Consider the following 26,011-nt stretch of genomic DNA (forward strand, 5'->3'; position numbering starts at 1 on the left):
TAATCCAATTTTTGATACAATAAGCAAGACCAAAATAGAAGGAGTTGGTAGTGTCGGTGAAAGAATTAAAAGTAACAGATTTAACCAAAACATATGGGGAAAAAACACTATTTGATCATCTTTCTTTTTTGATTCATGAAAAAGATCGCATTGGTTTAATTGGGATTAACGGCACAGGGAAAACCAGTTTATTAAATATTATTGCTGGCGTAGATAGCGGTGATGGTGATCTTGCTGCAATTCAGCAGCCAAGTGATTATCAAATTGGGTACCTTTCCCAGAATCAAATATTTGACGAGAATATTACGATTGCAGAAGCCGTGTTTCAGGGAGACAGCCCGATCATAAAAGCGGTCAAAAATTATGAATTAGCGTTAGCTGCTTTAAGTGAGAATGGTTTAGACGAAGGGGTTCAAAGACGTTACACGCAAGCAGAAGAAGCCATGAATAAACAAGATGCTTGGACAGCAGATACCAATGCAAAAATTATTTTACAAAAATTAGGTATTCCCACATTGGAAAAGAAAATAGGTGAGCTTTCTGGTGGGCAGTTAAAACGAGTAAGCTTGGCGCAAGTCTTAATTGAAGCGCCTGATTTACTGTTATTGGATGAACCGACGAACCATCTGGATTATGAAACGATTGAATGGCTGGAAAACTTTTTAAATAACTATCGTGGCGCGGTTTTAATGGTGACCCATGACCGCTACTTTTTAGATCGAGTAACCAATCGGATTTTCGAACTTTCTTTTGGAAAACTGTATGAATACAAAGGAAACTATGAAACGTATGTGATGGAAAAAGCCGAACGTGAACGTGTCGCTGTAGAACAAGAAGAAAAAAGAAAACGCCTCTTCAAACAAGAACTTGCGTGGATGCGAGCAGGCGTTCAAGCACGAGGAACGAAACAGCAAGCAAGAATTGATCGGTTTCAGGATTTAAAAGAAAACTTGCATCAGGTACAAACCAATGGCACCTTAGAAGCAAACTTTGCCACGCAGCGTTTAGGGAAAAAAGTTCTGGAAATCAAGGAAGGAAATTATGCCATTGATCATAAACAGCTTTTGAAAGACTTTAATTTACTCATTCAAGCAAACGATCGAATTGGCATTACTGGTAAAAACGGTGCAGGCAAATCCACGTTATTAAATATTTTAGCTGGCCGCATTCCTTTAGAGAGTGGTCTATATAGTATCGGTGAAACCGTCCGAATTGGCTATTATACCCAGCAAAACGAAGAAATGGATCCTAATCAACGGATGATTGCTTATTTGCAAGAAGCAGCAGAAGAAGTGAAACGCAGTGATGGAAGCAGCGTTGGGGTCGCTGAAATGTTAGAGCGCTTTTTATTTCCTCGTTTTATGCATGGCACACTGATTGGCAAACTGTCTGGTGGAGAAAAACGCCGGTTATATCTCTTAAAATTATTAATTAGTCAGCCTAACGTGTTATTATTGGATGAGCCAACCAACGATTTGGACATTGATACGTTGACCATTTTAGAAGATTATATCCAAACGTTTAAAGGAGCGGTAATTGCGGTTTCTCATGACCGTTATTTCTTGGATAAAACAATGGATAAATTGTTAGTTTTTCAAGGAAATGGTCAGATCCTATCATTTTATGGCACGATGAGTGAATATTTGGCGAACCAAAAAGAACAAGAAAAGGTCAAAGAAAAACCGCTCAATAAACCAGTAAAAGAAGCATCGACAGAAAAGAAAGAAAAAACAAAGCTGACTTATATGGAACAAAAAGAGTGGGCAACAATTGAAGAAGACATCACACAATTAGAAACGAAATTAGAAACATTAACTGTAGAAATGAATCATCAGGGTGATGATTTTGTTCGTTTACAAGAATTGCAAGAAGCAGTAACTGCAACGGAACAATTGTTAGAAGAAAAAATGAATCGTTGGGAATACTTGAGTGAATACGCGGATTAAGAGACGGAGGGAATAAGATGGAAGAAGCATACTTAGCGCTAGGAAAAAAGATTTTAGAAGAAGGTCATTTTAAAGAAGACCGTACAGGAACTGGGACGTATAGTTTATTTGGCTATCAAATGCGTTTTGATTTGGCCAAAGGATTTCCCTTACTAACAACCAAACGAGTACCGTTTGGCTTGATTAAAAGTGAGTTATTGTGGTTTTTAAAAGGCGACACGAATATTCGCTATTTATTAGAGCGAAATAATCATATTTGGGATGAATGGGCGTTCGAACGTTACGTAAAAAGCGCAGATTATCAAGGACCAGACATGACGGATTTTGGGCATCGTGTCTTACAAGATCCAGCGTTTGCAGAACAATACAAAGAAGAACATCAAAAGTTCTGTGACACCATTTTAAATGATGCAGAGTTTGCAGAAAAATATGGTGAATTAGGGAATATTTATGGTGCGCAATGGCGTCACTGGGAAACCAAAGATGGTAGCTTTATCGATCAATTAGCTAATGTGATTGAAATGATTAAAACCAATCCTGATTCTCGCCGTTTAATTGTTTCTGCTTGGAATCCAGAAGATGTTCCTTCAATGGCGTTGCCGCCTTGTCACACTATGTTTCAATTTTATGTAAATGAAGGAAAATTAAGCTGTCAACTTTATCAGCGCAGTGCCGATGTTTTTTTAGGTGTTCCTTTTAACATTGCAAGCTATGCTTTATTGACACATCTGATTGCACATGAAACAGGTTTAGCAGTGGGCGAGTTTGTACACACGCTAGGAGATGCCCACTTATATCAAAATCATGTGGAGCAAATGCAAGAACAATTATCACGAGAAGTTCGTTCTTTTCCAACGCTCGTTTTGAATCCAGACAAGGCTTCTGTTTTTGATTTTGATATGGAAGATATTAAAGTAGAAGGCTATGACCCACATCCAACGATTAAAGCGCCGATTGCCGTATAAAAAAGGAGAGAGAAGCTATGTTAGCAGCCATTTGGGCCCAAGATGAACAAGGAGTGATTGGTAAAGAAGGCAAATTGCCTTGGCATTTACCCAACGACTTGAAATTTTTCAAGGAAAAAACAATTCATAATACATTGGTCTTAGGACGTGCAACTTTCGAAGGCATGGGATGTTGTCCGTTACCAAATCGAACAACGATTGTTCTTACCAGTAATCCGGATTACCAAGCTGAAGGCGTTTTGGTTATGCATTCCGTAGAGGAGATTCTTGCGTATGCTGACAACTATGAAGGCGTGACCGTTATTGGTGGAGGTTCTGTCGTTTTTAAAGAACTGATTCCCGCATGCGATGTCTTATATCGGACGATGATTCATGAAACATTTGAAGGCGACACTTTCTTTCCAGAAATCGACTGGTCTGTTTGGGAAAAAGTTGCCACTGTTCCCGGCGTCGTGGACGAGAAAAATCTCTATGCACATGACTATGAAACGTATCATCGAAACGATAAATAATAAAATGAAGGGAGGCATGAGCAATGCCGACATTGAAAGAAAAAATTATTCAAGAGAGTCAACGTTTAGGCATCGATAAAATCGGCTTTACTCATGCTGAACCATTTATTGAATTAGAAGATTCTCTACATGAACAACGAGAGCGAGGATATAACTCGGGGTTTGAACATCAAAATGTGGAAGAACGAATTTACCCAGAAAAAACGTTTGAGCATCCTAAAAGTATTATCTCCATTGCTTTAGCTTATCCCACCAAAGCTCAGGAAAAAATGCCTAGAGATGAAAAGCGTGGCCAATTTGCGCGAGCCTCTTGGGGAATTGATTATCATCACATTTTGCAGGATCGGTTGCAAAAATTAATTGCTTTTATTGAAGAGCAAGCTGCCACTGAAGCAGAAAAAGAACACTGGCGCTTTCGGCCGCAAGTAGATACTGGCGAATATGTTGACACCGCTGTTGCTCAGCGGGCGGGTTTAGGATTCATTGGTAAAAATGGTCTACTGATTACCGAAGAATTTGGTTCCTTTGTATATTTAGGTGAGGTGACCACCAACATTCAATTTGAGCCAGATGAACCTGTTCCAAATGGTTGCGGTGATTGTACTCGTTGTATCACAGGGTGTCCTACAGGGGCTTTGTTAGGGGACGGTCGAATGAATGCTCAAAAATGTTTGTCTTATCAAACGCAAACAAAAGGCATGATGCCTGAAGAGTATCGGAAAAAAATGCGTAACGTCATTTATGGTTGCGACATTTGTCAGCTGGTTTGCCCTTATAATAAAGGAAAAGATTTTCATTTTCATGAAGAGATGGAACCAAAGATTGAAGAAGTTTATCCCAAATTGGCACCGTTATTAACTATTTCCAATAAAGAGTTTAAACAGCAATTCGGACACTTAGCAGGCTCTTGGCGTGGTAAAAAACCATTGCAACGAAATGCTTTAATTGCGTTAGCGAATTTGGGCGGCCGTGAAGCTATCCCACAAATTATTCTCTGTTTAAATGATCAGCGTCCTGTCATTCGCGGAACAGCTGCTTGGTCGTTAGGTCAGCTCGCAAAAAGAGAACCCGAGCAAAGTTTAGAAGCTTTAAATTATCTACTTTCTGTAGAAACTGAAGAAGAGGTTATCGAGGAAGCTCAAAAGGCTATTCACTTGTTAACAAGCAAAAAAGGAAGCCGCTCAACGGAGTGACTTCCTTTTTTTATTAAATATGATTGCGATATAAACCAACAACTTTACCTAAAATTGTAACGTTATCTAAAAGAATAGGCGCTAATGCATCATTTTCAGGCTGCAAGCGGATATGATCTACTTCTCGGAAGAATCGTTTACAGGTTGCTTCATCTTCATCGGTCATTGCGATTACGATGTCGCCATTATTGGCATTCGATTGCTTACGAACAATCACTTGGTCGCCATCTAGAATACCTGCGTTAATCATACTTTCTCCTCGAATCGTCAACATAAATAAAGCATTTTCTTCTGTACGTAAATCAGGAGGTAACGGGAAGAAATCTGATGCTTCTTCCACCGCTAAAATTGGTTCACCAGCAGTTACGACACCTAACATCGGAATAGTTGTCGGTTGAATTCCGATCTTTTCCAAGCCTTCTGGTGTTAATTCGATTGCTCGCGGTTTTGTTGGGTCACGTAAGATTAGACCCTTTTTTTCAAGACGAGCTAAATGTCCGTGAACGGTAGAAGTTGAGGATAAATCAACAGCCTTCCCAATTTCGCGAACGGTTGGCGGATAACCCTTTAATTCGACTTGTTCGTATATATATTTAAGTACTTCTAATTGTCTTGTTTCTGTACGTTTCGCCAAAACCCGCACCTTCTTTCAATTGATAAAATTAGTGTACCATAAAATGCGAACGAAATCAAACAAGCGTTCGTGTTTTATAAATATCAGAATATAGTTGTTTTTTTAAGGCAGTTCTTATAATATAGACAGTGAGAGTAAGGAGGGATTTTGATGTTATCGAAAGAAAAAATTGCCCGTATAAATGAATTAGCGAATAAAGCAAAAGTGGAAGAACTTAGTGCGAAAGAAAAAGTCGAACGACAAGAATTACGTAAAGAGTATTTAGAAGCATTTCGTGGAGGGATGCGTCACCATATTGAAGGAATGAAGGTCGTGGATCAAGAAGGGACCGATGTGACTCCTGAAAAACTAAAACAAATTCAACGTGAAAAAGGACTTCACAACAGAAAGTAATTGCTTTCATTGTCGAAATAAGCTACACTATGAATAAAGGTAAAAAAAACCTAAATTAGGAGATGATTTTTTTGTTTGACAAGACAGATCAATTGGGCGTTAATACAATCCGGACATTAAGTATTGAAGCCGTACAAAAAGCGAACTCAGGACATCCTGGTTTACCGATGGGTGCTGCCCCAATGGCGTATGCACTTTGGACAAAACATTTAAAGGTGAACCCAACAACTTCTAGAAACTGGGTTGATCGTGATCGTTTTGTACTTTCAGCAGGCCACGGCTCTGCAATGTTGTACAGCTTATTACATCTATCAGGATACAACGTAACAATTGACGATTTGAAAAATTTCCGTCAATGGGATAGTAAAACACCAGGGCATCCAGAAGTGCACCACACAGATGGTGTTGAAGCAACAACAGGACCTCTAGGACAAGGGATTGCTATGGCTGTTGGTATGGCAATGGCTGAAGCGCATTTAGCTGCAACTTATAATCGTGATAGTTTCCCTATTATGGATCATTATACGTACGCAATTTGTGGTGATGGCGATTTAATGGAAGGTGTTTCTCAAGAAGCAAGTTCAATGGCTGGTCATATGAAATTAGGTAAATTAATTGTCTTGTACGATTCAAATGACATCTCATTAGATGGACCAACTTCTAAAGCCTTTACTGAAAATGTTGGGGCTCGTTATGAAGCATACGGATGGCAACATATTTTAGTTAAAGACGGCAATGATTTAGATGAAATAGAGGCTGCGATTGAAGCGGCTAAAGCTGAAACAGATAAACCAACACTGATTGAAGTTAAAACAGTCATCGGTTACGGAGCACCAAAAGAAGGAACATCTTCCGTTCACGGCGCGCCAATTGGTGAAGAGGGCATTACAGCGGCTAAAGCTGTTTATGGTTGGGAATATCCTGACTTTACTGTGCCAGAGGAAGTCGCTGCTCGTTTTAAAGAAACGATGATTGACGAAGGCCAAAAAGCTGAAGAGGCTTGGAATGAGATGTTTAAGAACTATGAACATGCGCATCCAGAATTAGCCAAACAATTTAAAGAAGCTTTTGCCAACCAATTACCTGAAGGTTGGGAACAAGAATTACCTAAATATGAACTAGGAACAAGTGCCGCAAGTCGTGTAACAAGTAAAGAAACGATTCAAGCTATTTCAAAAGTTGTTCCAAGTTTCTGGGGCGGTTCAGCCGATTTATCTGCCTCAAATAATACAATGGTTGCTGCAGAAAAAGATTTCGAACCTGGTCAATACGAAGGCCGTAATATTTGGTTTGGTGTTCGCGAATTTGCAATGGCTGCAGCAATGAACGGGATTCAATTACACGGTGGTAGCCATGTTTATGGCGGGACATTCTTCGTCTTTACTGACTACTTGCGTCCAGCAATCCGTTTAGCCGCTTTACAAAAAGTTCCTGTAACTTACGTCTTAACGCATGACTCTGTTGCGGTGGGTGAAGATGGGCCAACACACGAACCAATTGAGCAATTAGCAAGTGTTCGTTGCATTCCAAATGTTCATGTGATTCGTCCAGCAGACGGCAATGAAACTGTTGCTGCTTGGAAAATTGCTATGACTTCTACGGAAACACCAACTATTTTAGTTCTAAGTCGTCAAAACTTACCTGTTTTAGAAGGAACGTTAGAACACGCTTCTGATTCTGTTCAAAAAGGTGCTTATGTATTGTCACCACAAAAAGGTGAACAACCAGCAGGGATTTTAATTGCGACTGGTTCTGAAGTAAATCTAGCAGTGGAAGCACAAGCGAAATTAGCGGAAGAAGGCATCGATGTATCTGTCGTGTCAATGCCAAGTTTTGATTTATTTGAAAAACAATCTGCTGAATATAAAGAAAGTGTGTTACCTAAAGCTGTGACAAAACGTGTGGCGATTGAAGCTGCAGCAAGTTTTGGTTGGGAACGCTATGTAGGGACGGAAGGCAAAACAATCACAATTGATCACTTCGGCGCTTCTGCACCTGGCGGTCTAGTTCTTGAAAAATTCGGCTTTACTCCTGAAAATGTGGTTAATACCTATAAATCACTATAAATAAAGATTAAAAAACCTGAATGCTTGTGATAGCATTCAGGTTTTTTTGCTTCATTTCTTTTTGGGAGCAAAGAGCATAAAGTGGAAAAATAATGCGAACAATTGGAACCCAATACCAGTTAAAGTAACACCGGACCAACCATAATTTTGCCACATTAATGTACCAATCAATGAACCCAGTGAACCGCCGATGAAATAGAAAAACATAAAGACGGTATTGTTACGATTGCTGGCTTCTTCTCCTAAATTTTGGACGCGTGTTTGATTGGCTACTTGCCCAAATTGAGTACCGATATCTAAAACAATAATTGCTAAGATTAGTAAGACCACATGTGTTCCACCTAGAAAAAGTAAGATAAAACTACCGAACTGCATCAACAGGCCAATCAAAACAATCTTCCGTTCTGGATAATAATCGGATAGACGACCAATGATGGGTGCTACGAATGCTCCCGATAAACCAAAAATTGCTAAAATACCGACTTCTTTCGGTCCCCAATAATAAGCTGGACTACTAACAAAGAAAATTAATGTAGACCAAAAGATTGAAAAGGTTGCAAACATAAAAAAGCCATTGACAGTTGCTTCTCTTAACAAAGGTTGCGATTTGATTAGCTTAGGAAGACTTTTCAAAGAACCTAAATAAGTTAATCGATTTGAAGTTTGAGTATGTATCACTGTTTTGGGCAATTTTAATTGGAGTAGAACAACCAATGCTAACACGAATATTACGGCGATTAGGTAGACTGTTCGCCAAGAAGCTGCACTAGCAATGAAACCCGAGATCGTTCGAGACAATAAAATTCCTGTCAATAGTCCGCCCAGCATTCGACCTGTTACTTTACCACGGTTCGCTGGCCCCGCCATGACCGCTGCATAAGGAATAATAATTTGGGCGACAATAGAGAGCAACCCAATAAAAAAAGAAGAGAGTGCAAACAGGAGAAAACTTGGTGCAAAAAACGCAGCACTTAGAGACAGCGAGGAGAGCGCAGCTACTCGAATGATTAATTTGCGGCGATCAACGACATCGCCTAATGGAACAAGAAAAAGTAAGCCTAGCGCATACCCTAATTGGGTCAGCATAGTAACAAAACCAATAGAACCAATACTGACTTGAAAGGCCTGAGCAATTTGGGTGCCAATTGGTTGAATATAATACATATTGGCGACCACGACCCCGCAAGTTAATGCTAATAAAAACGTCACTTGATTTGTTAAACCCGATTGTTGTTTCTTCATCTAACCACCTACATTTCTATGTAATTCATTTTGTAATACAACAACTACTCGGCAATAGTTGTTTTGACTACAAAAACAGACTTCTCTTATAAAGTTTGTTCAAAAAGTGACAAGTCCATTAAAAAGTTTATCACAATAAATAAAGAAAAGTAAGAGGATAAATAACAAAAATCTCATCAAATTGAAAAGAAGAAGTAGTTGTTTTCACAAGTGTGAAGAGGGTTAATTAAATACAAACAAGATTTCAATTACATTACAGAAATTTTAAAACTCAAAATTTAATACGTTTATTTCTTGTTTCAATAGGAAATTAACGGTAAAATAGAAAAGTGAGACAGTGAGGAGGAAAAATGAATGAGCGAACAGTTAACAAGAAGTAGTAAACATATCCAAAAAGCTCTTAAAAAGCAAAAAGCTTATAAACGTGCTACCGCCGTTGCGGGGACTTCAATGATTTTAGCACCTGTGGTTGGTGCTGCGGTACCTGCCCAAGCAGAATCAAGCCAGCAAGCATTTATTAATGAAATCGGAAATTCAGCAGCAGCCGTTGCCAATAGCAATGATATGTATGCTTCCGTCATGATTGCTCAAGCGTTGCTAGAAAGTAGTTATGGTAGTTCTGGGTTAGCATCTGCACCGAACTATAACTTGTTTGGTGTAAAAGGAAGTTATAATGGACAATCTGTTTATATGCCAACAAAAGAATATTTAGACGGACAATGGGTGACCGTCACAGCAGCATTTAGAAGTTATAATTCTTATGCGGAATCGTTCCAAGATCATGCCAATGTTATTCGTTCCACTGCTTTTGGGGATACATACCATTATTCAGGCGTTTGGAAGAGTAATACTAGCAGTTATCGCGATGCAACAGCCGCTTTAGCTGGAAGTTATGCAACTGATCCAGGCTATGCCGAAAAATTGAATTGGTTAATTGAAGCATATAATTTAACTCAATATGATTGGGGAGCACCAGTCGCTCAAACCACTAGTTATTCAGATACAACGGGAACCGTTGATACAACAATCGATACAGCGGCTTCTGCAACAGCAACAGCAGAAACTGTAGCTAGTCAAAGTTACACTGTCGCAAACGGCGACACATTGTGGGACATTGCTGCACGTTTTGGAACGACAGTTGATAATTTAATGTCACTAAATGGATTAACATTGGATTCTGTTTTATCGGTGGGTCAAACCATCCAAATCGGTTAATTTTGCAATTATTTAGTTGAAGAAAGACCTTACAAAAGCAGTAGTTTTTGTAAGGTCTTTTATCGTGAAAATAGGTAGGGCCAGCAGCAATTATTTGATGAGCATAATCCGTTTTTTTATTTAATTTTTCACAAACTAAAATTCGTTTTTCTGGTAGAAATCGTTTTTTTGAGCTATGCTTAGAGAAAGAATTATTATATTGTTTGTAAAATTGGAGGATGTAGGATTATGACTAAAGGTTATGTAAAATCAGTAACAGAGTTAATTGGTCAAAGCCCAGTTGTGAAATTAAAACGGATGGTACCAGAAGGAGCTGCAGATGTTTTTGTTAAACTAGAGTTCTTTAATCCTGGTGGCAGTGTGAAAGATCGAATTGCTTTAAGCATGATCCAACAAGCCGAAGCAGATGGTCGCCTAAAACCTGGACAAACGATTATTGAGCCGACTAGTGGTAATACAGGCATTGGGTTAGCAATGGTAGGTGCTGCGTTGGGATATCCAGTTAAGATTGTGATGCCAGATACTATGAGTATTGAACGCCGCAAATTAATGCAAGCATATGGGGCTGATCTATTATTAACCCCTGGTGCCGAAGGAATGAAAGGGGCAATTGCAAAAGCCACAGCATTAGCAGAAGAACACGGATACTTCATGCCTTTGCAATTTAATAATCCAGCTAATCCAATGGTACATGAACAAAAAACAGGAAAAGAAATTGTTGATGTCTTTGGTAAACGTGGCTTAGATGCGTTTGTTTCTGGTGTTGGCACTGGAGGAACCGTTACAGGAGTTGGCCATGAATTGAAACGGATTTTTCCAGACATTGAAATTGTTGCAGTAGAACCAACGGAGTCGCCTGTTTTAGAAGGTGGCGAACCAGGTTCACATAAAATCCAAGGAATAGGCGCTGGTTTTGTCCCAGAAGTTTTAGACACCACCGTTTATCAAAAAGTTGCCGCTGTTTCTAGTGAAGACGCATTAGAAACTGCTCGTTTAATGGGGCCAAAAGAAGGCATCCTTGTGGGGATTTCAGCAGGGGCAGCAATTAAAGCTGCCATTGATTTGGCAGTTGAATTAGGCGCAGGCAAACGTGTCTTAGCGCTGGTTCCAGATAACGGTGAACGTTATCTTTCGACAGCTCTTTACGAATTTCCAGAATAAAAAACACGCCAAAAAACGAGCATTTCTCTTAGTTTAGTAAAATGCTCGTTTTTTCCACGAGAATCCTACAATAATTCTTGTCAATCGTAATAAGAAATAGTATTATTTAAGAAAGATAGACAGGGGAGGGATACAAAGATGGACAACGTATTGGTTAAAAATGCACTTGCTGAATTAAAAGAAGCCAATATCCGAATTACTCCGCAACGTTATGCTATCTTGGAATATTTAATCGAAAATCATACACACCCAACAGCTGATGAAATTTATCGCGCACTAGAAGATCATTTTCCAAATATGAGTGTAGCAACGGTTTACAACAATCTACGTTTATTTACTGAAATCGGTTTCGTTCAAGAAATGAGTTATGGCGATGCATCTAGTCGTTTTGATTTTAGTTCGAAGAAACATTATCACGTGATTTGTCAAAAATGTGGTAAAATCGTTGATTTTCATTATCCAGGGTTAGAGGACGTTGAAATGGCCGCTAGTAAATTAACAGGCTTCGAAATTAATGAACATCGTTTAGAATTATATGGATTATGTCCAGATTGCCAACAAGCACAACAGGAGAATGTGTAAAAAATTACATACTGTTAAAAATTTATCAAAAGATAAGTCACTTGTCTAGGCAAATTTCACAAGCGTAAGAGTTTTCACTCTTATGCTTGTTTTTTTGTGTGGTTATTGACTTTTAAATTCTTAAAAACAAAAAATTAACTAGCTATTATTAAGAATTAGCAACAGTTTGTGAATTTTTTTATATGCGATTCACAAGCATAGAACTCGAATAAGCTTGATTCCTCTGATATATTTTAAACAGACAGAGGGAGACGTCACCTCTGCAAAACAAAGATTGTGAAAGAAGGGATTTACAACATGAAAGTCGTAGTCGTAGGATGTACCCATGCTGGAACTTCAGCAGTTAAAAGTATTTTAGCAAATCACCCGGAGGCGGAAGTCACTGTATATGAAAGAAATGACAATATTTCCTTCCTATCTTGCGGAATTGCCTTGTACGTTGGAGGCGTAGTTAAAAATGCTGCTGATTTATTTTATTCAAATCCAGAAGAACTGGCTTCTTTAGGAGCAACAGTGAAGATGGAACACAATGTTGAAGAAATCAACGTGGACGACAAAACTGTTACAGCGAAAAACTTACAAACGGGCGCAACTGAGACCGTTTCTTATGATAAATTAGTGATGACAACTGGTTCTTGGCCAATTATTCCACCAATTCCAGGAATTGATGCTGAAAATATTTTATTATGTAAAAACTATTCACAAGCCAACGTGATCATCGAAAAAGCGAAAGATGCCAAACGTGTCGTTGTCGTTGGTGGCGGTTATATTGGTATTGAATTAGTAGAAGCTTTTGTAGAATCAGGTAAACAAGTTACTTTAGTTGACGGGTTAGACCGCATTTTAAATAAATATTTAGATAAGCCATTCACAGATGTTCTAGAAAAAGAATTAGTTGATCGTGGCGTTAATTTAGCTTTAGGTGAAAATGTCCAACAATTCGTAGCAGATGAGCAAGGAAAAGTAGCAAAAGTCATTACACCAAGTCAAGAATTCGAAGCAGATATGGTGATTATGTGTGTTGGTTTCCGTCCAAATACAGAATTATTAAAAGATAAAGTTGACATGTTACCAAATGGTGCAATTGAAGTCAATGAGTATATGCAAACAAGCAATCCTGATATTTTTGCTGCGGGTGATAGTGCAGTTGTTCACTACAACCCAAGTCAAACAAAAAATTATATCCCATTAGCAACGAATGCTGTTCGTCAAGGTATGCTAGTAGGTCGTAATTTGACTGAACAAAAATTGGCTTATCGTGGCACACAGGGAACTTCTGGCTTATATTTATTCGGTTGGAAAATTGGTTCAACAGGTGTGACAAAAGAAAGTGCCAAATTAAACGGACTAGATGTCGAAGCAACTGTTTTCGAAGATAACTATCGTCCAGAGTTTATGCCAACAACTGAAAAAGTTCTGATGGAATTAGTCTATGAAAAAGGAACACAACGCATTGTTGGTGGTCAATTGATGTCTAAATATGATATCACACAATCTGCCAATACTTTATCATTAGCGGTCCAAAATAAAATGACTGTCGAAGATTTAGCGATTTCTGATTTCTTCTTCCAACCACATTTTGATCGCCCTTGGAACTACTTAAACTTATTAGCCCAAGCCGCTTTAGAAAATATGTAATTAATAATAGAAAAAGGATGAAGAACAGAAGTTCTTCATCCTTTTTGTTAGTCACTAAGCGCTCCAGTTGTTTGGTTCATTAATGCCATTAATTGCTCTTTCGTTGTTCGTTTGATAGAAAGAGGGGGGAGATTATCTAAAGAAAAATAAGCACAATTCGAGGTTTCAATGTTTTTTTCAAAGGGATGATTTTCTAAAATCTCACAAGAAAAGATCATTTTATAGTACTGAAATAGTTGAGGAATGTCTTTTCGTTTATCTGTATCATAAACAGCAAGCAATTCTTTTGCTGTAACAACTAAGCCAGTTTCTTCCAATACTTCTTTTTCAATATTTTCTTTAGGAGAGCAGCCAATTTCGGCATAGCCACCAGGTAATGACCATTCTTTGGTCCGTAAATCTTCAACTAATAAAAAACGATTCTCTTTTTTTATCAAACCGCGAACATCTACTTTCGGTGTTGGATAACCTTCCTCTTTAGTTAAGATTTTTTCTAAGTCGGGCAAAACAGTCGCTTCGGGTCCGGTTGCGCTAATAAGTTGTAACGTAAGTTCTCGTAGTTCTTGGTAACGTTCTTGATCAAAAGCATCTTTCCCGTAAAAAAGACCTGCATCCGCCAATGCTAGCAACCGCTTATAGGTGTTCAGATAATCCATATACGCACGCTCCTCATAGACTTAATACGTTTAGTTTAACAGAAAAAAATAAAGAAAGGGCAGATTTAGCGAGAAAAGGCGTCGTTTTAAGGAAATAATAAAGAATAAATGACTAACTTACATTTTTAAACTACCTATGCTATTATTTAATAAAAAAGATTGGGTATACAATAATTTTGTTATGTAAACAAAAAGGAGGTTGTAAATTGAAAGAATTTACAATTATAAGGGAAAAAATGCAGATAAAAAGACTCAGGCAGCACAAGAAGTATTGTTTAATCTTCCAGAATGGTTTGGCCTTGAAAAAGAGACCCGCAAGTATATCGATATAGCTAGCACTTTACCTATGTGGGTGGCAAAGGATGTAGAGAATAAAATACTCGGTTTTATAACACTTTCAGAAACAAGTAAAGATACAGTAGAAATCCATTGTATGGCAGTTAAAAAGCGGTATCATCGCAAAGGTATCGGCAAGTTATTGATAGAAAGCGTGGAAACGTATTCTAAAAATAACTATTTTTTTATTCAAGTCAAAACAGTTGACGAAGGAAATTATTCCGTGTACGATCATACTATTCGTTTTTACGAATCATTGGGTTTTAAGCGCCTTGAGGTTTTTCCGACATTATGGGACGCTTGGAATCCTTGTTTAATTTTAATTAAACAGTTGATTTAATCTACAAAGGAGTTTTAGTATGTCAGTATTTATTAGAGAGTGTACCGTCGCAGACGTACCAGAATTAGAGGCCATTTGCCAAGAGACTTTTGCAGATACTTATGGAGATGGCGAAAACGAAGAGGATTTACAGGCACATTATGAGAGGAAATTTAGTCCAGCAGTTTTAGAAAGCGAAATCTTACATAAAGATTCGCAATATTTCTTTGCTTTTTATAATAATGAACTTGCAGGTTATGTGAAATTAAATCACGGTGATGCTCAGATTACCTATCAACATCCACAAGCGTTACAAGTTGAGCGCATTTATATTCGTAAATCTTTTAAGCGTTTAGGCTTAGGCAAACATTTGATTACGAAAGCAATTGAATTAGCGGAAGAAGCAAAAAAAGAGACGGTTTGGTTAGGTGTTTGGGAACATAATCATCCAGCGCAAAAATTTTATCAATCATTGGGCTTCGTAAAAACAGATGAACATGATTTTTATATGGGAAATGAACGCCATACCGATTATACAATGACGAAACAGTTAAAAGAGTCAACGTAAAGCAAAAACAAGGAAACGGACGCAGTGAAGCCGACGATTCCTTGTTTTTTATCTTAAAATTGTGAAGGAGATTTTCCATAATATTTTTTGAATAATTTACTAAAATGATAGGCATCTTCGTAACCAACCGTTTTTGCTACTTCTTTGACACTTAAGGAATCATTTTTCAGCAATTCTTTCGCATGGTTTAAGCGGATTTGAATTAAATAATTGATTGGCCCAACGCCTGTGGCCGCTTTAAAGGTTTTCGACAAATAAGTCGGGGTAACATATAACATTTCAGCTAACTGTTCCAAAGTAATTTCTTCGTCATGGTGGGTTTCCAGATAATAAATCGTATGATTGACTAAATTTCGTTTTCTTTTTTCCGTTTTCGATAGCCGAGTTTCAATTTTATTTTCTTGATCAACTGCTAAGCTTCTTAAAATATAGACCAATAGTTCAATAACTAAAGCTTTAATTTGTAACGCTGATTCAACTTCTTGATGGTTTAATTCATGAACAATTTGCCAAGCTTTTTCTAAAAAAGCACCATGTAAATGACTTAAATCTAATAAAGCTGATTTATTTGGAAATACGTTTCGCGCTAAGCCTTCTAAATAGAGATTTGAAATGCCAATGTGTAGTTGATGTGAGTAAGTTCCTGCTTTTTGTTGCTCACCATGTTCCGTTCGCGGATTAAAAAGAAACACTGTACCAGCAGTGGCATGGTACTGTTGCCCTTGAACAATATATTCAGATTCACCTTCTAAAAGAATAGATATTTCCAGAAATTCATGATGATGACAATTATAAGGGTGGGTCTCTTCGTTCCAAGGATCAAAGGCATATAAAATTTCAGGATTAAACGTTCGACTATTTGTGTAGTTCATAAAAAATCACTCCTACTTGTATCCGCTTTCTATACTATATTGTACATCAAAATATACAAGAATGCCCATTTCTTTTCCTATAAAAAAACAGTAATCTTATACACGTCCATAAAAACAAGAGAGAGTAGGGGAGAAAATGAATAGTTTTGAATGGATTTGGCAATATGCTAAAAAAAATAAGAATAAGTTACTGCTAGCTGTTATTTTTGTCGTTATTAACGCTATTTTAATTGTTATTATTCCATTGTTATCTGGCAGAATTGTAGACCAAGTAATCAATCAGGGGAAAACTGAAGAGCTTATCCCAATTCTTGGGATTATGATTGGGGTGACCGTTATTCGGACAGTTGTTCGTTATAGTTATCAAGTCTTGTTTGAATCGGTTGGACAATCTGCGTTATTTGACTTAAGAAAAGATATGTATGTCAAACTTCAAGAATTAGATTTTGATTTCTTTAATCATACACGTGTTGGCGATATTATGGCGCGAATGACAGGGGATACAGACGCTATCCGCCATTTCGTTTCTTGGGTCACTTATAACCTTTTAGAATGTATTTTATGGTTCATCGCAGCCGTGATTGTGATGGGGACGATCAATTGGCAATTGATGCTAGCATTAATTTTAATTACACCTTTGATTTTTCTGTTAACACAAAAAATGTCGAAGGAATCGCATCCGGTATTTTTTGAGATTCGGGAAAGTTTTTCTCGGTTAAATTCAATGGTCGAAGAAAATATTGGTGGAAATCGGGTGGTTAAAGCTTTTTCTCAAGAACCTTATGAAATTGAAAAGTTTAACAAGCACAATGAAGACTATAAAAAATGGAATATGGCTTCCGCAGATGTCTCTAAAAAATATTTACCGTGGTTAGACGGTTTTGCAGGTAGTTTAAATGTTATCGCCTTAGTTCTTGGTGGCCTCTTTGTAATTCAAGGTCGGATGACAATTGGTGATTTAGTGGCCTTTAACGGCTTTCTTTGGATGTTGAACATGCCGATGCGAATGAGTGGCTGGTTGATCAATGATGTGCAACGCTTTACGGCATCGTCCATTAAAATTCGTCAGTTATTAGCAACGAAACCGAAGATTCCCATTGCTCGGGAAAAAGAAGCAGAACCAATCCAAGGCTATGTGACGTTTGATCACGTGTCCTTTCATTTTTCAGATGATCCAGAAACCCCCATTTTATCGGATGTTTCATTTTCAGCAAAACCTGGTGAAACAATTGGTATTTTAGGGGAAACTGGTTCAGGCAAAACCACTTTAGTTAACTTAATTGCTCGGTTCTACGATCCAACAAAAGGCACTGTTTATATTGATGGAAAAGATGCTAAAAGCTATTCTGTTCGTAAATTGCGAGAAAATATCTCCATGGTTATGCAAGATGTCTTTCTTTTTTCCAATACGATAGAAGATAACATTGCTTTTGGTAATACACTGGCTAACTTGGAACAAGTGCAAATGATGGCTGAAATTGCTGATGCCCATAGCTTTATTTCCAGAATGCCCGAAGGTTATGCAACAATTGTTGGTGAACGCGGCGTTGGCCTATCTGGTGGCCAAAAACAGCGGATTTCACTGGCCCGTGCCTTAACCAAAGATCCAGCTATTTTAATTTTAGATGACACAACTTCCGCTGTTGATATGGAAACAGAATCAAAAATTCAAAAAGAACTAGGCCGTTTGACGGAAAAGAAAACGACATTTATTATTGCCCACCGAATTTCTTCTGTGAGAGAGGCCAATTTAATTTTGATGATGGAAAAAGGCCGTGTGGTGGAAAGCGGTACGCATAGCGAATTAGTCAAACAAAAAGGCAAATATTTTGACGTATATCAAAAACAATTAGGTCTGACAAAGGAAGGTGAGTCGCGTGGCTAGAAATACGTTTGATGTAGATGAGACTTTAGAAAAAGAATTTAATTGGTCCCACTATAAACGATTAGGCGCCTATATTAAGCCTTACAAAAAAGCTGTTTTTAAAACATTATTTGTCATCATATTAGCTAATCTGGCAAGTATGTTAGGCCCTTACTTTACTAAAATTGCGATTGACCAAGTAATTCCACAAAAGAATCTCTCGTTACTCTTGATACTAGGAGCTATTTTCCTATTTTCCTTGGTGATTATTGGTTGGTGTATGCGTTATCGAATATATGCCATCACAGAAATTGGACAAGATATTTTAAAAGATATGCGTTTTTCAATTTTTGAGCATCTACAAAAATTACCATTTTCTTACTTTGACAGTCGGCCGCATGGAAAAATCTTAATCCGGGTGGTCAATTACATCAATACGTTAAGTGATTTACTAAGTAACGGCTTGATCAATTTAATTTCTGATTTATTTAATGTGATTATTACCTTAATTTTCATGTTATTTATTGATGTGAAATTAACCTTATACAGTTTACTGCTATTGCCTGTGTTGTTCGTGATGGTTCTGTTTATTCAAGGGAAACAACGGAAAGCTTACCAAGAGCTTAGCAATAAACAATCAAACTTAAATGCCTATATTCATGAAAGTATTTCAGGAATTAAAATTACACAATCTTTTGCACGAGAAGATGAAAATTTCCAGATTTTTAACGAGGTAAGCGAAGAATATCGTCAATCCTTTATGAAAGCTGTGCGTGTCCAGTATTTATTATGGCCAGCAGTGCAAAATATATCCGTCATTACGACTTGTTTTATCTATTTCGTAGGAATCCGTCAATTAGGTGTGTCCGTTACCACTGGGACGCTAATTGCTTTTATCGGTTATATCAATAACTTTTGGAATCCGGTCATCAATATTGGTAACTTCTACAATTCTCTGATTACTGCAACTGCCTATTTGGAAAGGATTTTTGAAACGATGGATGTTGTTCCAGAAATTCAAGATGCGCCGCAAGCTATTGAGTTGCCGCCAATTAAAGGAACCGTCGACTTTCAGCATGTTTATTTCCGTTATGAAGAAGGAAAAAATATTTTGACCGATGTTAGTTTTCATATTGAGCCAGGACAAACAATCGCCTTGGTTGGGCCAACAGGTGCGGGTAAAACAACAATCATCAATTTGTTAAGTCGTTTTTATGATGTGAATGAAGGGGCCGTTAAAATTGATGGTTATGATGTTCGCGATGTGACACTCCGTTCGTTAAGAAAACAAATGGGGGTAATGCTTCAAGATACGTTTATTTTTTCAGGAACGATTATTGAAAACATTCGGTACGGAAATTTAGCAGCCACAGAGGAAGAAGTCATCCAAGCCGCAAAAATTGTTCGTGCGCACGATTTTATCAAGGATTTAAAAGATGGCTATGAAACAGTTGTGGAAGAGCGGGGTAGTACACTCTCGGCAGGACAACGCCAATTAATTTCATTTGCTCGTGCTTTACTGGCAGATCCCAAAATTTTAATTTTAGACGAAGCAACCTCCAGTATTGATACAAAAACAGAAGAATTGTTACAAGAAGGACTACAACAACTTCTGAAAGGACGGACATCGTTTATTATTGCTCATCGACTTTCTACCATCAAAAATAGCGATAAAATTTTCTATATTGATGGTGGTCGTATTGTGGAAGAAGGATCTCATAATCAACTAATGGCAAAACATGCGTTATATCATCATTTATATCAATCGCAATACGATTTATTAAAGAGCTAGATGATAAAACAGAGAAAATTCTTAGTTGAATCTTTCTCTGTTTTTCTGTATCGTAACCTTAACAAAGGAAAAAATGATGAGGTGCCAAATGAATCGGAATTTTGAAGTGGAATTGACAACATTATGTATGATTAGAAATCAGAAAAATGAAATCCTTGTGCAAGAACGACAAAAAAAGGATTGGCCTGGTTGGACGTTCCCTGGCGGACATGTTGAAAAAAACGAGGGCATGGAAACAGCCATGGTTCGCGAACTCCTTGAAGAAACAGGATTAGTGCTGAAGCCACAATTAGTAGGTGTTGCAGAATGGCTGAATGATTGTTCAGGTACGCGGGAATTAGCCACATTATTCATTGCAGAAACAGCGGATGAACTACCAGAAGAAACGGAACAACCCTTGTTTTGGGTCACTGAAAAAGAATTGCGAGAAGGTCCTTTAGCTGGCAGTTTAGCAGAACTTTTCCCAGTATTTTTTGGCGAAAAGCAATTTTATTTTAAAAATAATACAGCTTAATGATTCAAACCTAAAAGATTAAATCAATCCCACTTATTAAAAGAGAGGAAATCTAAAATTAAACATTGCTATTTATAAGCAATGTTTGCTATTCTTAATAAAAGGGAATTAATTTTTTATATAATGAGGGGGAAAAAGTGTGTTAAAAAGAAAAGTGGGGATTATTGCAGGCGTTTTCTGTTCAGCTTTGTTACTGACAGGCTGTGGCAAAAGTGCGAAAGATGAGTTCATTCAAGGGATCAGCAATCAAAACGCACAAGAATCTGGGGTTTGGGATTTCTCTATGTCAATTAGTGACATGAAATTTTCACAAGAAGATGGTGCACAAACGAATCCTATGATTGGGATGCTCATCACGCAAATCAAAGACGCATCGCTTTCTGGGAAGATTCAAGTAGATGCCAAAAAAGAAAAAGCATTCAACTTAGAGATGAAATTAAAAGCGATGGGCATGGATGTACCGATTTCATTGGTTGGATCGTTAGATAACGAGGGCAAAGAGCCAAAACTCTATTTACAAAACTCTATTTAGCAACAGATATGATGGAATATATTGTCGCTGTCGCAGACTCAATGACTGACGGTGCTATCGATAGTTCTCAGTTAGATACAGAAAAACTAAAAGGAAAATACATTGATCTTTTAGCCATGAACGAGGAAAGTACGAAAGAATGGCAAGATACAATCAAAGAATATCAAGAATCGGAAAAAGAACGAAAACAGTCTGCTAAGGAATACAAAGAGTTTTTAGAAGGATTAGACAAGGATACGTTCGAGAAAAAAGGGGACACCATTACCCATACGTTTACAAAAAAAGAATTACAAAAGTTAATCAAAATTACGACAGAAGCATCTGAGAAAGGTAAAGAACAAGATCCTTTCGAAAAAATCAAAGATGTTTCTGCTATGTTGATTAATGTGAAACCGCAGCAAGACAAGAACGTTGATATGGGACTTGAATCATTATCTAGTAAAATTAGCATTACACAAAAAGCCAAAAAAGCGACGATTTCAATGCCTAAGAAAGAAAATATTTTATCAGAACAAGAAGTTGAAAAAATATTTTCCGATAGCACCTCTATGACAGGTCTATCGACTGAAGACACGACTGTTGCGATCAATCAATAACGCTGAATGACCAATAAAAACGACCGCTCAAAAAAAGTAACGAAAGACCTAGCATGATTGGGATGCTAGGTCTTTTTTGAATAAAAAAACAGCATTTTAGTTTTCTTTGAATTATTGGTTGTTATTTTTGGTGGTGTAAACAGTTTAAAGTTAATACATTTGTTTTTGATTTAAATTCTACTGCTATTTTTAATCATTCTATTAAATAACAAATGTTTTCGAGTGTTTTTAAGCATTATTTTTGTTATGCAGAGTGGTTTTTTTATACAATGAGTATAATTTTAGATGAAGGAGTGTTTTAGGTGAAAAATCAACATTTAACTACGTCACAAGGAAGTCCAGTTGGCGATAATCAAAATTCGCTAACTGCAGGAGAATTTGGACCTGTCCTAATCCAAGACGTTCATTTATTAGAAAAATTAGCTCATTTTAATCGTGAGCGCGTACCAGAACGGGTTGTTCATGCCAAAGGTGCTGGTGCTCATGGCGTTTTCAAGGTGAGTCAATCAATGGCACAATATACTAAAGCCGATTTTTTATCTGAAGTTGGCAAAGAAACACCTTTATTCGCTCGTTTTTCAACTGTAGCTGGAGAGTTAGGTTCATCAGATACATTGCGTGATCCTCGCGGTTTTGCGCTTAAATTCTATACAGACGAAGGAAATTACGACTTAGTTGGCAATAATACGCCCATTTTTTTCATTCGTGATGCAATTAAGTTTCCAGATTTTATTCATAGCCAAAAAAGAAATCCACGGACGCATTTGAAAAGTCCAGAAGCTGTTTGGGATTTTTGGTCTCATTCACCTGAAAGCCTTCATCAAGTAACAATTTTAATGAGTGATCGTGGCATTCCGTTGTCGTTCCGTCATATGCATGGTTTTGGTAGCCATACATTCAAATGGGTCAATGCTGCTGGAGAAGTATTTTTTGTTAAATATCACTTCAAGACGAATCAAGGAATCAAAAATCTAGAGAGTCAATTAGCAGAAGAAATTGCTGGGAAAAATCCAGATTTCCATATTGAAGATTTGCATAATGCAATTGAAAATCAAGAATTTCCTTCTTGGACATTATCTGTACAAATTATCCCGTATGCAGACGCGTTAACAATGAAAGAAACTCTTTTTGATGTAACAAAAACGGTTTCTCAAAAAGAGTATCCGCTGATTGAAGTTGGCACGATGACTTTAAATAGAAATCCAGAGAATTATTTTGCAGAGGTTGAACAAGTAACACCTTTTCACCAGGGAATTTCGTTCCTGGTATTGAAGCTTCTCCAGATAAATTATTGCAAGGACGTTTGTTCGCTTATGGGGACGCGCATCGTCATCGCGTGGGCGCTAATAGTCACCAATTGCCAATCAACCAAGCAAAAGCACCTGTAAATAACTACCAAAAAGACGGCAATATGCGTTTTGACAATGGCAATAGCGAAATTAATTACGAACCAAATAGTTATACTGAAACACCAAAAGAAGATCCTAACGCGAAAATTAGTTCCTTTGAAGTTGAGGGAAATGTTGGTAATTATAGCTATAATCAAGATCACTTTACACAAGCAAACGCTTTGTATAATTTGCTGCCAAGCGAAGAAAAAGAAAACTTAATTAACAATATAGCGGCATCTTTAGGTCAAGTGAAAAATCAAGAAATCATCGCGCGTCAAATTGATTTGTTCACTAGAGTAAATCCGGAATATGGAGCACGTGTCGCACAAGCAATTAATCAACAAGCATAATTTATATAACGTACGTGACAAAACCAGTCTAGATAAACTAAGGACTGGTTTTGTTTGCTTTTCAATGCTTTTTACTCTACTTTGTATAATGTATATTATGTAAACTAGAATAAAATAAAAAAACTTTAGCCGATAAATTGCACCTCTCTTTCGACTAATTAATTTACCCAACTAACCTTACAAGTTGTTTGCTAAGCTAGTTGGGTTTACTGTTTATTTAAACCTTGGATTGTTCATTTCTTGATGAATTTCTTTGCTCGCTTCATATAGAAACAATGTTTGTTTTTTACTTGATGCATAATCGACAATGGGTTTTGGATAATTTTCTCCTAAATGTACATGATATTGCGTTTGTAAAGCTTCGTTCATTAGATTTGGTTGATGAATATACTTTTGTGGCACTTGCTTAAGTTCTGGAACATATTTTTTGATGAACTGGCCGTCATTATCAAATTTTTTTGACTGGATAATTGGATTAAAAATCCGAAAATACGGGACAGCGTCCGTTCCTGTCGAAGCAGCCCATTGCCAGCCACCGATATTATTGGCGGCATCATAATCAATCAACATTTTTTGAAAGTATTTTTCACCCCAACGCCAATCGATGTGTAAATTTTTAACTAAAAAAGAGGCAGTAATCATTCTTAAGCGGTTGTGCATCCAACCAGTTTGATTCAGTTGTCGCATTGCGGCATCAATTATAGGGTACCCCGTCTCCCCTTTTTGCCACTTGACAAACATTTCTGGGTCATTTGTCCATTGAATATAACGAAATTTTTCTTGAATAGCTTCCTCTTTTTGTTGTGGAAACGCACTATAGATCATATTGTAAAAGTCACGCCAAGCTAATTCTTTTTTGAAGGTTTCTTTACTTAAGCTAGAAGGCGCAGATGCAAGCTCTTGCCAAATGGTGCGAATCGAAAGCTCTCCCGTTCTTAAAAAAGTAGACAGATGACTCGTTTGATCCTGATAAGGAAAATCACGATTATTTTCATAGGATTGAAGTTTTTGATCAATAAAAGTATTTAAGCGCCTTCTGGCTGTTTCTTCGCCGACACTATATTGTTTTAAAGGAATCCTCGCAATCTGTTCACGATAAGCTGCTTCCTCTTCTGGAAAAAGACACGCACTAAAAATTTTTTCAGCTGTATAGGAAACAGGAATCGGTGTTTCTTTAGGCGCCTCTTTCCATTTATTGTAATAGGGCGTAAACACTTGGTACTTACTGCCATCGTTCTTCTTAATTTCTTCAGAGCCATGCAAATAGGCATCTTGAAAAGAGAAAGACTGAATATTATTTTCTTCAAAAAAGCGCATAGCTTGCTGGTCCCGCTTTGCCCCAAAGCCACAAGTATCTTCATTAAAATAAATGGCCTGCCAATCGGGTAATTTGCGTTTCAAACGTGAAAATAAATCTAATGGTTCGCCGACCATGATTTGTAAATGTGCCTCTTGATCGATTCGTTCTTTAAACGAGGCTAAACTTGCAAAAAAAGCGTTATGATTAGCACTTTCTTGAATAAATTGTTGAGGATTCATTTGGAATAATAAAATCAATTCATCAGCTGCAGAATTTTGTAACGCGTGTGCTAATGCTTTATTATCCTGTAATCGTAAATCACGTCTAAACCACATTACTCTTTTCATTTTTAAATCCTCCTAAATACTTCGTCTTGCTTATCGTAACCGTGATTGCTGATTTTTAAAAGCAACTTGCCTAGACTTTTCAAAAAGCCGATAAAAACTGGGTTTTCAGCTTTTATCGGCTTTTTGATTAAATTAATAGGAAATATTAAAAGCTTTCATATCTTTCTCAATATATTGTAGGACTTCTGTATTGCCAAAAAATTGTGTAAAATAATAGGCTTGACGATAGTCATCGGCTGTGTCTTCCCCGAGCATTTGTTTGTTAAAGGCTTTTTCATATAAAAGATAATCTAGCAAATAAATGGAGTGTTTGTCACGACAAATCTGAATCCCTTTTTCGCTTAAAATGACACTTTTTTGGTAATCTTTTATTTCCGAGTAGAATTTAGCAGAATTATAATAAATTCTACAGCGCTCCAAGGAACATTCTAATTTAAATTGTTCCAATTCTTGTAATGATTTTTCGTAATACACTTGCGCTTTTCTCATATCTTTTTCCAGTTCATATAGCGTACCTAGCGCATTCAGGCTTAAAATGTTGTAAATATTGACTTTACGGTCAATTTCCGCGCCCCGGTATAGGTAAAACAAGGCCTCTGCTTTATCTTTTTTTCCTAATAAACAAGTAATTCCCTTATAATATAACAATTTAGTCGTTAGTTCATTATTAGATAAGATAAGACCTTCAGGCACTTCTTGTAATAAATTGTAGGCCTCTAAGTGAAATAACCGTAAAGATAAATCCTCGACTTTGTTTAGTAGATTTTCAATTTTCTTTTCTTCAGAAATCATCATGCATTCTTCTACTTCTAAATCTAATCGGAGGCAAATAGATGAGAAAATATCTAAACTGTCACATAGATTACGGTTTTCAATATTACTAATTGTTGCTTGCGTACAGATGCCGTTAGCCAGCTCTGATTGTGTGATTTTTTTAAGTTTTCTCGCTTGTTTTATTTTGTCTCCTGCTACCTTCACGAACAGACCTCCACTTGTATTATTATGTAAATTCATTAAAAAATGTTAT

General features: G+C 37.2%; 21 protein-coding genes and 2 pseudogenes. 17 read left to right on the forward strand and 6 right to left on the reverse strand.

Annotated features, from left to right (window positions below; genetic code table 11):
- The first annotated feature begins 56 nt into the window (after window positions 1-56).
- Genes IGJ04_RS01235 through queG form a run of 4 tightly spaced genes read left to right on the forward strand, consistent with a single transcriptional unit; the run spans window position 57 to window position 4,616 of the window.
- Entirely contained in the window at window positions 57-1,946 is a 1,890-nt protein-coding gene (locus tag IGJ04_RS01235; protein ID WP_438839812.1) for an ABC-F family ATP-binding cassette domain-containing protein, read from the forward strand.
- A gap of 17 nt (window positions 1,947-1,963) precedes the next feature.
- Entirely contained in the window at window positions 1,964-2,911 is a 948-nt protein-coding gene (locus tag IGJ04_RS01240; protein WP_002398298.1) for a thymidylate synthase, read from the forward strand.
- Between the two features lie 17 nt (window positions 2,912-2,928).
- Window positions 2,929-3,423: a trimethoprim-sensitive dihydrofolate reductase gene (gene dfr, locus IGJ04_RS01245; protein ID WP_438839813.1), complete on the forward strand. Its 495-nt coding sequence runs from the start codon at window positions 2,929-2,931 to the stop codon at window positions 3,421-3,423.
- 23 nt (window positions 3,424-3,446) lie between these two features.
- Window positions 3,447-4,616: a tRNA epoxyqueuosine(34) reductase QueG gene (queG, locus tag IGJ04_RS01250; protein WP_002366694.1), complete on the forward strand. Its 1,170-nt coding sequence runs from the start codon at window positions 3,447-3,449 to the stop codon at window positions 4,614-4,616.
- 13 nt (window positions 4,617-4,629) lie between these two features.
- On the opposite strand, the gene lexA is transcribed toward queG, so the two are convergent.
- A complete protein-coding gene (gene lexA / locus IGJ04_RS01255; protein WP_002357566.1) occupies window positions 4,630-5,250 on the reverse strand; it encodes a transcriptional repressor LexA in 621 nt (206 codons plus the stop codon).
- 150 nt (window positions 5,251-5,400) lie between these two features.
- Here lexA and IGJ04_RS01260 point away from each other — a divergent pair, with 150 nt between their 5' ends.
- Both IGJ04_RS01260 and tkt read left to right on the forward strand, forming a co-directional pair.
- Window positions 5,401-5,643, forward strand: a complete 243-nt coding sequence (locus IGJ04_RS01260) for a DUF896 family protein (RefSeq protein ID WP_438839814.1) — start codon at window positions 5,401-5,403, stop codon at window positions 5,641-5,643.
- 71 nt (window positions 5,644-5,714) lie between these two features.
- On the forward strand, window positions 5,715-7,709 hold the full coding sequence (gene tkt, locus IGJ04_RS01265; protein WP_002360299.1) for a transketolase: 1,995 nt from the start codon (window positions 5,715-5,717) through the stop codon (window positions 7,707-7,709).
- Between the two features lie 51 nt (window positions 7,710-7,760).
- Here tkt and IGJ04_RS01270 read toward each other — a convergent pair whose 3' ends face one another.
- Entirely contained in the window at window positions 7,761-8,951 is a 1,191-nt protein-coding gene (locus IGJ04_RS01270; protein ID WP_002357563.1) for an MFS transporter, read from the reverse strand.
- A gap of 354 nt (window positions 8,952-9,305) precedes the next feature.
- Between IGJ04_RS01270 and IGJ04_RS01275 the strand changes: the two genes are divergently transcribed.
- The 4 genes from IGJ04_RS01275 (at window position 9,306) to IGJ04_RS01290 (ending at window position 13,547) form a co-directional block, all read left to right on the forward strand.
- Complete coding sequence (locus tag IGJ04_RS01275; RefSeq protein ID WP_002357562.1) at window positions 9,306-10,166, forward strand: glucosaminidase domain-containing protein; 861 nt, start codon at window positions 9,306-9,308, stop codon at window positions 10,164-10,166.
- 228 nt (window positions 10,167-10,394) lie between these two features.
- Window positions 10,395-11,327 (forward strand): cysteine synthase A, encoded by a 933-nt coding sequence (gene cysK / locus IGJ04_RS01280; protein ID WP_126300956.1) that lies wholly within the window; start codon window positions 10,395-10,397, stop codon window positions 11,325-11,327.
- Window positions 11,328-11,465: 138 nt separating this feature from the next.
- Window positions 11,466-11,909, forward strand: a complete 444-nt coding sequence (locus IGJ04_RS01285) for a Fur family transcriptional regulator (protein WP_002357560.1) — start codon at window positions 11,466-11,468, stop codon at window positions 11,907-11,909.
- Window positions 11,910-12,206: 297 nt separating this feature from the next.
- Window positions 12,207-13,547 carry an NADH oxidase gene (locus tag IGJ04_RS01290; protein WP_002361833.1) on the forward strand — a complete coding sequence of 447 codons (1,341 nt, stop codon included), beginning with the start codon at window positions 12,207-12,209 and terminating at the stop codon, window positions 13,545-13,547.
- Window positions 13,548-13,594: 47 nt separating this feature from the next.
- On the opposite strand, the gene IGJ04_RS01295 is transcribed toward IGJ04_RS01290, so the two are convergent.
- Window positions 13,595-14,203 carry an NUDIX hydrolase N-terminal domain-containing protein gene (locus IGJ04_RS01295; RefSeq protein WP_002363964.1) on the reverse strand — a complete coding sequence of 203 codons (609 nt, stop codon included), beginning with the start codon at window positions 14,201-14,203 and terminating at the stop codon, window positions 13,595-13,597.
- A gap of 271 nt (window positions 14,204-14,474) precedes the next feature.
- Here IGJ04_RS01295 and IGJ04_RS01300 point away from each other — a divergent pair, with 271 nt between their 5' ends.
- Together IGJ04_RS01300 and IGJ04_RS01305 are read left to right on the forward strand one after the other, a co-directional pair.
- The gene (locus IGJ04_RS01300; RefSeq protein WP_002363965.1) at window positions 14,475-14,879 is read left to right on the forward strand and encodes a GNAT family N-acetyltransferase; all 405 of its coding nucleotides are present in this window, start codon (window positions 14,475-14,477) and stop codon (window positions 14,877-14,879) included.
- A 19-nt stretch (window positions 14,880-14,898) separates the two neighbouring features.
- Window positions 14,899-15,426, forward strand: a complete 528-nt coding sequence (locus IGJ04_RS01305) for a GNAT family N-acetyltransferase (RefSeq protein WP_010707581.1) — start codon at window positions 14,899-14,901, stop codon at window positions 15,424-15,426.
- Window positions 15,427-15,479: 53 nt separating this feature from the next.
- Here the strand turns inward: IGJ04_RS01305 and IGJ04_RS01310 are convergent, their stop codons facing one another.
- A complete protein-coding gene (locus tag IGJ04_RS01310) occupies window positions 15,480-16,298 on the reverse strand; it encodes a helix-turn-helix transcriptional regulator (RefSeq protein ID WP_002357554.1) in 819 nt (272 codons plus the stop codon).
- Window positions 16,299-16,434: 136 nt separating this feature from the next.
- Between IGJ04_RS01310 and IGJ04_RS01315 the strand changes: the two genes are divergently transcribed.
- The 5 genes and pseudogenes from IGJ04_RS01315 (at window position 16,435) to IGJ04_RS01335 (ending at window position 23,337) form a co-directional block, all read left to right on the forward strand.
- Window positions 16,435-18,183 (forward strand): ABC transporter ATP-binding protein, encoded by a 1,749-nt coding sequence (locus tag IGJ04_RS01315; protein WP_438839815.1) that lies wholly within the window; start codon window positions 16,435-16,437, stop codon window positions 18,181-18,183.
- Complete coding sequence (locus IGJ04_RS01320; protein ID WP_438839816.1) at window positions 18,176-19,954, forward strand: ABC transporter ATP-binding protein; 1,779 nt, start codon at window positions 18,176-18,178, stop codon at window positions 19,952-19,954. Before IGJ04_RS01315 ends, IGJ04_RS01320 begins: the two co-directional genes overlap by 8 nt.
- A gap of 88 nt (window positions 19,955-20,042) precedes the next feature.
- Window positions 20,043-20,468, forward strand: a complete 426-nt coding sequence (locus tag IGJ04_RS01325; RefSeq protein WP_438839817.1) for an 8-oxo-dGTP diphosphatase — start codon at window positions 20,043-20,045, stop codon at window positions 20,466-20,468.
- Window positions 20,469-20,607: 139 nt separating this feature from the next.
- Window positions 20,608-21,596 (forward strand): annotated as a pseudogene (locus IGJ04_RS01330) (hypothetical protein).
- Window positions 21,597-21,898: 302 nt separating this feature from the next.
- A pseudogene (locus IGJ04_RS01335) lies at window positions 21,899-23,337 on the forward strand (catalase).
- 213 nt (window positions 23,338-23,550) lie between these two features.
- Here IGJ04_RS01335 and IGJ04_RS01340 read toward each other — a convergent pair.
- Both IGJ04_RS01340 and IGJ04_RS01345 read right to left on the reverse strand, forming a co-directional pair.
- Window positions 23,551-24,984 (reverse strand): cryptochrome/photolyase family protein, encoded by a 1,434-nt coding sequence (locus IGJ04_RS01340; RefSeq protein WP_010823687.1) that lies wholly within the window; start codon window positions 24,982-24,984, stop codon window positions 23,551-23,553.
- Window positions 24,985-25,116: 132 nt separating this feature from the next.
- Window positions 25,117-25,998: a helix-turn-helix domain-containing protein gene (locus IGJ04_RS01345; RefSeq protein ID WP_002394463.1), complete on the reverse strand. Its 882-nt coding sequence runs from the start codon at window positions 25,996-25,998 to the stop codon at window positions 25,117-25,119.
- Window positions 25,999-26,011: the final 13 nt, after the last annotated feature.

The organism is Enterococcus sp. AZ050, assembly GCF_051715085.1.
In the GTDB taxonomy this organism is placed as follows: domain Bacteria; phylum Bacillota; class Bacilli; order Lactobacillales; family Enterococcaceae; genus Enterococcus; species Enterococcus faecalis.

Coding starts and splice junctions, on each gene's coding strand:
- IGJ04_RS01345 (WP_002394463.1), bottom strand. CDS start 25,998: ATGAATTTACATAATAATACAAGTGGAGGTCTGTTCGTGAAGGTAGCA.
- IGJ04_RS01340 (WP_010823687.1), bottom strand. CDS start 24,984: ATGAAAAGAGTAATGTGGTTTAGACGTGATTTACGATTACAGGATAAT.
- queG (WP_002366694.1), top strand. CDS start 3,447: ATGCCGACATTGAAAGAAAAAATTATTCAAGAGAGTCAACGTTTAGGC.
- IGJ04_RS01310 (WP_002357554.1), bottom strand. CDS start 16,298: ATGAACTACACAAATAGTCGAACGTTTAATCCTGAAATTTTATATGCC.
- IGJ04_RS01325 (WP_438839817.1), top strand. CDS start 20,043: ATGAATCGGAATTTTGAAGTGGAATTGACAACATTATGTATGATTAGA.
- IGJ04_RS01305 (WP_010707581.1), top strand. CDS start 14,899: ATGTCAGTATTTATTAGAGAGTGTACCGTCGCAGACGTACCAGAATTA.
- IGJ04_RS01285 (WP_002357560.1), top strand. CDS start 11,466: ATGGACAACGTATTGGTTAAAAATGCACTTGCTGAATTAAAAGAAGCC.
- IGJ04_RS01260 (WP_438839814.1), top strand. CDS start 5,401: ATGTTATCGAAAGAAAAAATTGCCCGTATAAATGAATTAGCGAATAAA.
- IGJ04_RS01290 (WP_002361833.1), top strand. CDS start 12,207: ATGAAAGTCGTAGTCGTAGGATGTACCCATGCTGGAACTTCAGCAGTT.
- IGJ04_RS01270 (WP_002357563.1), bottom strand. CDS start 8,951: ATGAAGAAACAACAATCGGGTTTAACAAATCAAGTGACGTTTTTATTA.
- IGJ04_RS01240 (WP_002398298.1), top strand. CDS start 1,964: ATGGAAGAAGCATACTTAGCGCTAGGAAAAAAGATTTTAGAAGAAGGT.
- IGJ04_RS01315 (WP_438839815.1), top strand. CDS start 16,435: ATGAATAGTTTTGAATGGATTTGGCAATATGCTAAAAAAAATAAGAAT.
- IGJ04_RS01295 (WP_002363964.1), bottom strand. CDS start 14,203: ATGGATTATCTGAACACCTATAAGCGGTTGCTAGCATTGGCGGATGCA.
- cysK (WP_126300956.1), top strand. CDS start 10,395: ATGACTAAAGGTTATGTAAAATCAGTAACAGAGTTAATTGGTCAAAGC.
- dfr (WP_438839813.1), top strand. CDS start 2,929: ATGTTAGCAGCCATTTGGGCCCAAGATGAACAAGGAGTGATTGGTAAA.
- IGJ04_RS01275 (WP_002357562.1), top strand. CDS start 9,306: ATGAGCGAACAGTTAACAAGAAGTAGTAAACATATCCAAAAAGCTCTT.